We start from the raw sequence: 7,547 nt of genomic DNA, 5'->3' as shown, positions 1-7,547 counted from the left end.
GCACGCCGGGCCCAGTAGATGCCCTTGACCGCGAGGTTGTCCGCCTCGGTGCCGCCGGAGGTGAAGATCACTTCGCCCGGGCGGGCGCCCAGCGCGGCCGCGACCGACTCGCGCGATTCCTCGACCACCTTGCGGGCGAGGCGGCCGGACGTGTGCAGCGACGACGGGTTACCGAGAGTCGCCATCGTGGCAGCGACGACGTCGATCACCTCGGGGAGAACGGGCGCCGTCGCCGCGTGATCGAGGTACACCCGGCTCTCAGACATCGAGGGCCAGTCTATGCCTCAGCTGCGGCGCTTGGTGATCTCGGCGGTGGCCTGCGGCAGGACGGTGTGCAGATCGCCCACGACGCCGAAGTCGGCCATCGCGAAGATCGGCGCTTCGGCGTCCTTGTTGACCACGACGATGGTCTTCGACGTCTGCATGCCGGCGCGATGCTGGATCGCCCCGGAGATGCCCGCAGCGACGTACAGCTGCGGCGACACCGTCGAGCCGGTCTGGCCCACCTGGTAGGCGTGCGGATACCAGCCGGAGTCCACCGCCGCGCGCGAGGCGCCCACCGCGCCGCCCAGAGCGTCGGCCAGCTCCTCGACCGGCCCGAAATCGCCGCCGGTGCCCCGCCCACCGGAGACGACGACGCTGGCCTCGGTGAGCTCGGGACGCCCGGTGGCCGCGCGCGGCTGACGCTCGACGATGCGCGCCTTGCGCGCCTGCTCGGAGATCGTGACCTCGACGGGCTCGGCCACCGGGGTGACCTCGGCGGGTTCGGGCGTGGCGGAGTTCGCCTTCACCGTGATGATCGGCGTGCCGTGGGTGACGGCAGACTGCACGGTGTACCCGCCGGCGAACACGGCCTGGGTGGTGGTCAAGCCGTCGTCGCCGGCGGTCACGTCGACGGCGTCGGTGATCAGGCCGGCGCCCAGTTTCACCGCCAGCCGGCCGGCGATCTCTTTGCCCTCCGGGCTCGACGGGATCAGCACCGCTGCGGGCTCGGCGGCAGCGGCGACCGTGGCCAGCGCTTCGGCCTTAGGCGCGACGACGTACTCGTCCAGCTCGGGCGTGTCGACGACGTATACCTTGGCTGCGCCGAAGCGGCCCAGGGTGCTCGCCGCCGCGTCGTACCCAGAACCGAGGAAGACCGCCGACGGCTCGCCCACCCCGCGCGCGATCGTGAGCATCTCGGTGGTGGTCTTGCGGACGTCTCCGTCGACGTGGTCGACGAGAACGAGGATCTCTGCCATCGAAGTCATGCTCCCTCGGGTTCTCAGACGAACTTCTGCGCGGCCAGGTACTCGACGAGCGCGATACCGCCCTCGCCGTCGTCGGTGACGATCTCGCCCTGGGTGCGCTCGGGACGCTTGGTGACGGCGTGCACGACCGACCAGGCACCGGCGAGCCCGACCGTGGCCGGGTCGATGTCGAGGTCGGCCAGCGACCAGGTGTCGACGGGCTTCTTCTTCGCCGCCATGATGCCCTTGAACGACGGATACCGCGGCTCGTTGATCTGGTCGGTGACCGAGACGATGGCCGGCAGGATCGCCTCGACGGTTTCGGCGGCGGTGTCGTTGTCGCGGCGGCAGCGCACGGTGTCGCCGTCGACGGACAGCTCGCCCACCAGCCCGACGTGGGCGAGGTCGAGATGTTCGGCCAGCATCGCCGGGACCACGCTCATACCGCCGTCGGTCGAGGCCATCCCGGTCAGGACGAGGTCGACGTCGCCGATCTTCGTCAGGGCGGCGGCGAGGACCCGGGCGGTGGCGGGCGCGTCCGAGCCGTGCAGGGCGTCGTCGAGGACGTGCACGGCCGCGTCGGCGCCCATCTGCAGCGCCTTCTTCAGCGCATCGGAGGCGCCGGCCGGGCCCATCGTGAGGGCCACGACTTCGGCGTCTCCGGTCCCGGCGATCTTGAGCGCTTCTTCGACCGCGTACTCGTCGAGCTCGGAGAGCAACCCGTCGACGCCGGTGCGATCGGTGGTGTGGTCGGCTTCGGTGAACGTCCGGTCCGCGGTGGCGTCGGGGACGTGCTTGACCAGGGCGACGATCTTCATGGCCGGGCGGTGACCTCCAACTCGGGTGCGGTCAGACATGCAAAGGTTACGCATCAGTAACCGCGCTCGCTACCGCCTTCGACGTGCGACGTGTCACAGGCTCGCAAACGGGAAATGTACCTCGACGCTACGCCGCGGGTGCCATGCTGTGAGACCATCACGCGATGCGCGTCCTCGTCGTGTCGTGGGAGTACCCGCCAGTGATCTACGGTGGCCTGGGACGCCACGTCCACCGGCTCACCGAAGGTCTGGTCGGCGACGGACACGACGTCGCCGTGGTCACGCAGGCGCACGAGGACGCACCGGACGACGAGGACGTCCGCGGCGTCCGGGTGCTACGGGTCCGCCCCGACCCACCGGCCGGACCGGACAAGCCCGAAGACCTCGTACCGTGGGTCCTCGCCTTGAACACCAGCCTGATCCGGGCGGCTCATCGGTTGACGCGCGCCTGGTCACCCGACGTGGTCCACGCGCACGACTGGGTCGACGCGCACGCCGGCATCAACGTCGCTCGCGCCATGGACCGCCCACTCGTGGCCACCATTCACGCCACCGAGGCCGGTTTGTGGGACGGCTGGCTGTCCACGCCGCTCTCCCGCGCCCGCCATGACATCGAGGCGTGGCTGGTCGCCGAGGCGACGCGCACCATCGTGTGCTCCGAGGCCATGCGGGTGGAGGCGTCCGCAGCCTTCGACGTCCCTCCGGAGGATCTCACCGTCATCCTCAACGCCGTCGACGAGTCTGCCTGGCGCACCACCCCGGAGGCGCGTCAGGCCATGCGCGAGCGCTTCGGCATCCCGCCCACGACCCCGTTGCTGGTTTTCGGCGGCCGGCTGGAGTGGGAGAAGGGCACGGACATCTGCATCGAGGCGCTGGCCCGGATTCGTCAGCGTCATCACGACGCCCGGTTGGTCCTCGCCGGTGCGGGCAGCCAGGAGATCAACCTCCGCCGCCTGGCCCAGCGGCTGCAGATCGACCACGTCGTCCAGTTCCCCGGCCGGTTGGACCAGCCGGAGCTGGCCGCGCTGTTCGGCGCCGCCGACGTCGCGTTGGTGCCCAGCTCCTACGAACCGTTCGGGATCGTCGCACTCGAGGCGGCTGCCGCCGGCACACCGGTCATCGCCGGCGACAGCGGCGGGCTACGCGAAGTCATCGAGCACGAGGTCACCGGCTTGCTGGTGCCGCCGCGCGATCCGGACAGTCTCGCCAGCGCGGCGCTGCGGCTGCTGGACGACAAAGGGCTGGCCGAGCGCTTGGTCCGCGCTGCGCACGAGCGGACGGCCCGCGATTTCGTCTGGTCCGCCGTGGCTCGCGAGACCGAGAAGGTCTACGCCGCGGCCAGCCGTGATCCGCGCCCACCGCGACCGCGTCCGGCACCCGCAGTCGACGGCAACATCCTGGCCGACCGGCCGGAGTCGGTGCGGCAGGCGTGGCGCCGTGCCCGCGGCGACCTCCTCTGACGCGCGCACGTGGCACGCCCGCGCGTACCGCGTGGCAACGCGAAAGTGACCAAACGCGCCAGAAATGCCCGACTTGTGGAGCACTTCAGCGTGCCACGTCCGCCTGTTCGGCTGAGGGTTCGCGCCGCGCTCGCCGTAACCAGCGCGCCACGGCCTGATACGTCACGTCGCGGATGAACACTGCGTCGGCGGCGATCATCGCCAGCGAGAACCACGGCAACGCCATCGTCACCGCGATACCGACGTGCATCGAGAAGATCAGCAGCAGCGCCACGACCCGCGTGCCACGCCGCAACAACAGCAACGGGAACAGCACCTGGACGAACACCGTCACGTAGCTGCCCACCGTGACGAACCAGCCGTTGGCGTAGACGATCTCGTTCAACCCCGGCCACGGCGCGTACTGGGCGATCTGCAGCGGGTAGTACAGGCCGACGCCTTCTTGCCACATGTCGCCCTGGACCTTGGACAGCCCAGAGGTCATGTAGACGATGAACACCTGCGCGGCCACCGCGATCAGCGCGACGTTGTGGACCAGGGTCCCGAGCCACGGCGGCGCCGGCACCAACGGGCGATGCTCCGGCCGGCGGCGCCGCCGGGCGTCCAGGGACCAGCGCCTCGCCGTGTCGGCGAAGCACATGAACAGCAACATGATGCGCACGAGATTGTCGCCGGCATGGTCGGCCAGCGGATTCAGCCGCATCAGCGACGCCAAGGCGATGAGCAGCACCGGCGTCACGAACCGCGTCCGCCAGCCGAGCATCAGCGCGACCGCCAGCGCGGCCAGCGCCAGATACTTCAACGTGAAGACCGCGGGCGGGTCGTCCTCGGTGAACACCCAGGTGAACGGGGCACCGTACTGGTCGACGGTCAGCCACGGCGTCAGCCAGCGCGAGCCCGCGCCCCAGATGTAGTGCCGGTCGGCGAAGCTGGCGATCAGTGAGCCGAGGATCATGACGCCGAAGAGGATCCGCATCACGGCCAGGCCGTACGTGGCCTTCTTGCCGTCGAACAACCAGCGCTCCCCCGCGTCGAGCGTGCGTCCGAACGCGGCGGTCACCGCCCGAACAGCCGCGCCGATCACGAGCGCAGTCCTTCGATGGTGTTCGCGAACAGGTCCTCGTCCTGGCGAGGGTCGACCAGTGCCGGGCGCCAGCCGAACTCACGGGTGGTGAACGATGGCGACTCCGGTTCGGGCTCCATGCGCTCGTCCCATCGAGGCACCGGCGTGCGGCGCAGCTCGATCTGGACCGCCTCCACGCCCTCGCCCCAGATCGCCTTCGCGAACTGGGTGGCGTAACCGGTCGCGACCCGGTCGGCTCGCACCATGCGGGCCACGCGCGACGACGTCTCGCCACCCTGGGCTTCGATGAGGTCGTCGGCCAGCGGGTTCCAATCGGGCATGTCCGGATAGTTGTCGGCGACGATCTCCTGCTGCTCGTCGGTGAGGGCACGCCACGCCGAGCTGACGCGCCGGTTCAGGTTGGACGACACTCGGCTGGCCCGCGATGGCGCCGGGTTGCCGCGGACCAGCGTCCACTCCAGCTGGGTCGCGCTGCGCCATTCGGTGATCTCGAGGTTGCCGGTCTGGATGTCGGCGACCTGGGCGCGCACGTACAGCTCGTCCTCGGAGTTGATCGGATTGGGCGCGAACAAGCTCCAGTTCTGTTCGAAGAACGGACGCATGTAGGCATCGACGTCCGAGGCCACGGACTCCTTGATCGGATTGGTCGGCGCGTTCCAGAGGAACGTGGCAGCGAAGTGCAAGCCCACCAAGCCAACCAGGAAGAATGCGAGCCCCTTGGCGAGCGGCGGCGGGCCAGTGTTGCGCTCGGCGTCGGCCGGCCTGAGCGCGCTCTCGTCCGACACGGGAGGACAGGCTAGTAGATGAGTTCTTCGGCACCACGTGGGCGCTCGGACTCGCCGACCTCGCTCGCAGGAGCGACAGCCTCCCGACGCCCTGGCCGCAGCCGGCGGCTCAGCCAGGCCGCACGCAGCTGCTTCGCGATGGACTGATACGTGCGGTCGCGCACGAACACCTGGTCACCGGCCATGATGAACAACGAGAAGAACGGCAACCCCATGACCACCGCGATCCCCATGTGCATGGCCAGCACGCCCACCAGCCCGAGCACCCGCGTCGTGCGGCGCAGCAGCATGAGCGGGAAGAAGAGCTGGATGAACACCGAGAAGTAGGTGACGGCGAGCACGCCGAACGAGTTGGAGGTCAGCAGGTCGTTGAGGAACGGCCAGGGCCGGTAGTGGCCGACCTGCATCGGGTAGTAGACGGCCGTCCCGTCCTGCCAGTGATCACCTTGGATCTTGTACATCGCCGAAGCGACGTAGATGATGCAGATCTGGACCGCCACGGCCAACACGGCCAAGTTGTGGAACAACGTCGCCAGCATGGCGGCGTTGCGGCGAGCTGCGGTGAAGCGATGACGCAGCCACGATGGCCCGCTCGAGCCGCGGGCCCGGCGGCGCGCATCCAGCGACCAGCGGCCGGACAGGTCGGCGAAGCACAGATAGATCAGCAGGATCCGGAAGATGTTGTCGCTCTGGTCACCGTAGAGCGGGTTCGACTCGATGAGACTGACCCAGCAGATCAGCAGCAGCGGTGCCACGATCCGGGTCCGCCATCCCAGCGTCAACGCCGCGGCCAAGGCGAAGACGACCAGCAGTTTCACGGTGAGTTCTGTCGGTGCGCTCCCTCCGGCGAACAGCGTGAACGGCCAGCCGAAGTTGCCGTTGCGGTCCAGCGGCGACATCCACTGCGCCGCGTCGCCCCACAGGTAGTGCCGGTTGCTCCAGTTCGCGAGCAGGAACCACATGGCGGTCAGGCCGAAGATGATCCGGATCACCGCGATGCCGTACGTCGCGCGCCGCCGGCCCAGCAGCCATTCCTCCCCGGCGTCCACGCGAGCGGCGAATCGGTCTCGCGCCGTGCCGTACATCCGCTTGATCACGAGGTGAACCTCCTGATGGCAGCGGTGAAGGCCGCGCTGTCCTGCCCGTCGTACTGGTACAGCGGACGACGGCCGAATTCACGTTCGGTCACGCTCGGCTCGCCGCCTCGGTCCTCGAACTGTGGCGCGCGGGTCTCCACGATCTTGACCTCGACGAAGTTGATGCCGTCCCTACCCCAGGTGGCCCACGCGAACTGTGTCGCGTAGGCGGCCATCGCGCGGTCGAGGCGCAGAACGTAGGAGATTCGAGCGTCGGAGCTGTGCTGGTCCAGAGCGGTCATCCGCTCCCGCATCCGGTCCCACGCCTGCGTCGGGTAGTGGTCGGCCAGGATGGACCGTTCGGCCGGCGTGATCTCGCGGTACTGCTTGCGCATGTAGCCGGCCAGGCGCCGCGAGACGATCCCGGCGCGCGACGGGGCCAGGCTGTGGAGGATGTTGCCGTCGATCTCGGTCTGAGTGGCATCGACCCACTCGGTGGGCGTGTCCTCGTCGTACCAGGCGCGCACCCACAGCGAATACTCCACGCTGATCGGGGTGGGTGCGAACAGGCTCCAGTTCTGCTGGAAGAACGGCTCCATGTACGACGACAACGACGTCGACAGGCTCTCCTTGGCGGCGTTGGCCGGCCCGACGAACACCGCCGTCAGCGCCAGGTGCCCGCACAGCAACGCACCGAGCATGCCCGCGACGACTTTGAGCCACAGGGGGCGTGTTTCCTGCATCCGATCGCCTTCCACGTCCGACACTGCGCGCACATGCCGAACCGGTGGGCCCGCGCCCGTAGGCCGCAGACCCACCGGTCATCGACGAACACGTGCAGCCGTGGCTACACCTGGTTCAGGCCACGCCTGCGGGTGACCGCGTAGGCGGCGATGCCGCCGGCGAACATCAGCCCGAGGCCGATGATCAGCAGCTGGCTGGAGCCGGCACCGGTGTCGGGCAGGGCGCCGTCGCCCTCGCCGTCGACCTCGGTCCCGTCGGTCTCGGTCCCGTCGACCTCGGTCCCGTCGACCTCGGTCCCGTCCACCTCGGTCCCGTCCACCTCGGTCCCGTCCACCTCGGTCCCGTCCACCT

General features: G+C 69.2%; 9 protein-coding genes. 1 reads left to right on the top strand and 8 read right to left on the bottom strand.

The features are described from left to right. The 3 genes from M6444_RS19985 to M6444_RS19975 form a co-directional block, all read right to left on the bottom strand. Positions 1-266, bottom strand: a 266-nt coding sequence (locus M6444_RS19985; RefSeq protein WP_298331451.1) for an aminotransferase class V-fold PLP-dependent enzyme, incomplete at its 3' end; no start/stop codon positions are given. An 18-nt stretch (positions 267-284) separates the two neighbouring features. Further along, positions 285-1,241, bottom strand: a complete 957-nt coding sequence (locus M6444_RS19980) for an electron transfer flavoprotein subunit alpha/FixB family protein (protein WP_298331449.1) — start codon at positions 1,239-1,241, stop codon at positions 285-287. 23 nt (positions 1,242-1,264) lie between these two features. Next, positions 1,265-2,047 (bottom strand): electron transfer flavoprotein subunit beta/FixA family protein, encoded by a 783-nt coding sequence (locus M6444_RS19975; protein ID WP_298331447.1) that lies wholly within the window; start codon positions 2,045-2,047, stop codon positions 1,265-1,267. 164 nt (positions 2,048-2,211) lie between these two features. Between M6444_RS19975 and M6444_RS19970 the strand changes: the two genes are divergently transcribed. Further along, on the top strand, positions 2,212-3,507 hold the full coding sequence (locus M6444_RS19970; RefSeq protein ID WP_298331445.1) for a glycosyltransferase family 4 protein: 1,296 nt from the start codon (positions 2,212-2,214) through the stop codon (positions 3,505-3,507). An 85-nt stretch (positions 3,508-3,592) separates the two neighbouring features. On the opposite strand, the gene M6444_RS19965 is transcribed toward M6444_RS19970, so the two are convergent. The 5 genes from M6444_RS19965 to M6444_RS19945 all read right to left on the bottom strand — a co-directional run. After that, positions 3,593-4,591 (bottom strand): HTTM domain-containing protein, encoded by a 999-nt coding sequence (locus M6444_RS19965; RefSeq protein WP_298331443.1) that lies wholly within the window; start codon positions 4,589-4,591, stop codon positions 3,593-3,595. Further along, the gene (locus M6444_RS19960; RefSeq protein WP_298331441.1) at positions 4,588-5,376 is read right to left on the bottom strand and encodes a DUF5819 family protein; all 789 of its coding nucleotides are present in this window, start codon (positions 5,374-5,376) and stop codon (positions 4,588-4,590) included. Before M6444_RS19960 ends, M6444_RS19965 begins: the two co-directional genes overlap by 4 nt. Before the next feature lie 11 nt (positions 5,377-5,387). Further along, a complete protein-coding gene (locus M6444_RS19955; protein WP_298331440.1) occupies positions 5,388-6,473 on the bottom strand; it encodes an HTTM domain-containing protein in 1,086 nt (361 codons plus the stop codon). Beyond that, positions 6,470-7,195 (bottom strand): DUF5819 family protein, encoded by a 726-nt coding sequence (locus tag M6444_RS19950; protein ID WP_298331437.1) that lies wholly within the window; start codon positions 7,193-7,195, stop codon positions 6,470-6,472. The genes M6444_RS19955 and M6444_RS19950 overlap by 4 nt, the downstream gene beginning before the upstream one ends. A gap of 104 nt (positions 7,196-7,299) precedes the next feature. Next, on the bottom strand, positions 7,300-7,547 hold a 248-nt coding region (locus M6444_RS19945; protein WP_298331435.1), incomplete at its 5' end, for an LPXTG cell wall anchor domain-containing protein.

The sequence above is a fragment of the Haloactinopolyspora sp. genome, assembly GCF_027324685.1.
Taxonomy (GTDB): domain Bacteria; phylum Actinomycetota; class Actinomycetes; order Jiangellales; family Jiangellaceae; genus Haloactinopolyspora.
This window is presented reverse-complemented; position numbering and strand designations above follow the sequence as displayed.

What these genes read in the sequence shown, in the direction of transcription:
- M6444_RS19980 (WP_298331449.1), bottom strand. Translation starts at nt 1,241, where the DNA reads ATGGCAGAGATCCTCGTTCTCGTCGACCACGTCGACGGAGACGTCCGC.
- M6444_RS19975 (WP_298331447.1), bottom strand. Translation starts at nt 2,047, where the DNA reads ATGAAGATCGTCGCCCTGGTCAAGCACGTCCCCGACGCCACCGCGGAC.
- M6444_RS19970 (WP_298331445.1), top strand. Translation starts at nt 2,212, where the DNA reads ATGCGCGTCCTCGTCGTGTCGTGGGAGTACCCGCCAGTGATCTACGGT.
- M6444_RS19950 (WP_298331437.1), bottom strand. Translation starts at nt 7,195, where the DNA reads ATGCAGGAAACACGCCCCCTGTGGCTCAAAGTCGTCGCGGGCATGCTC.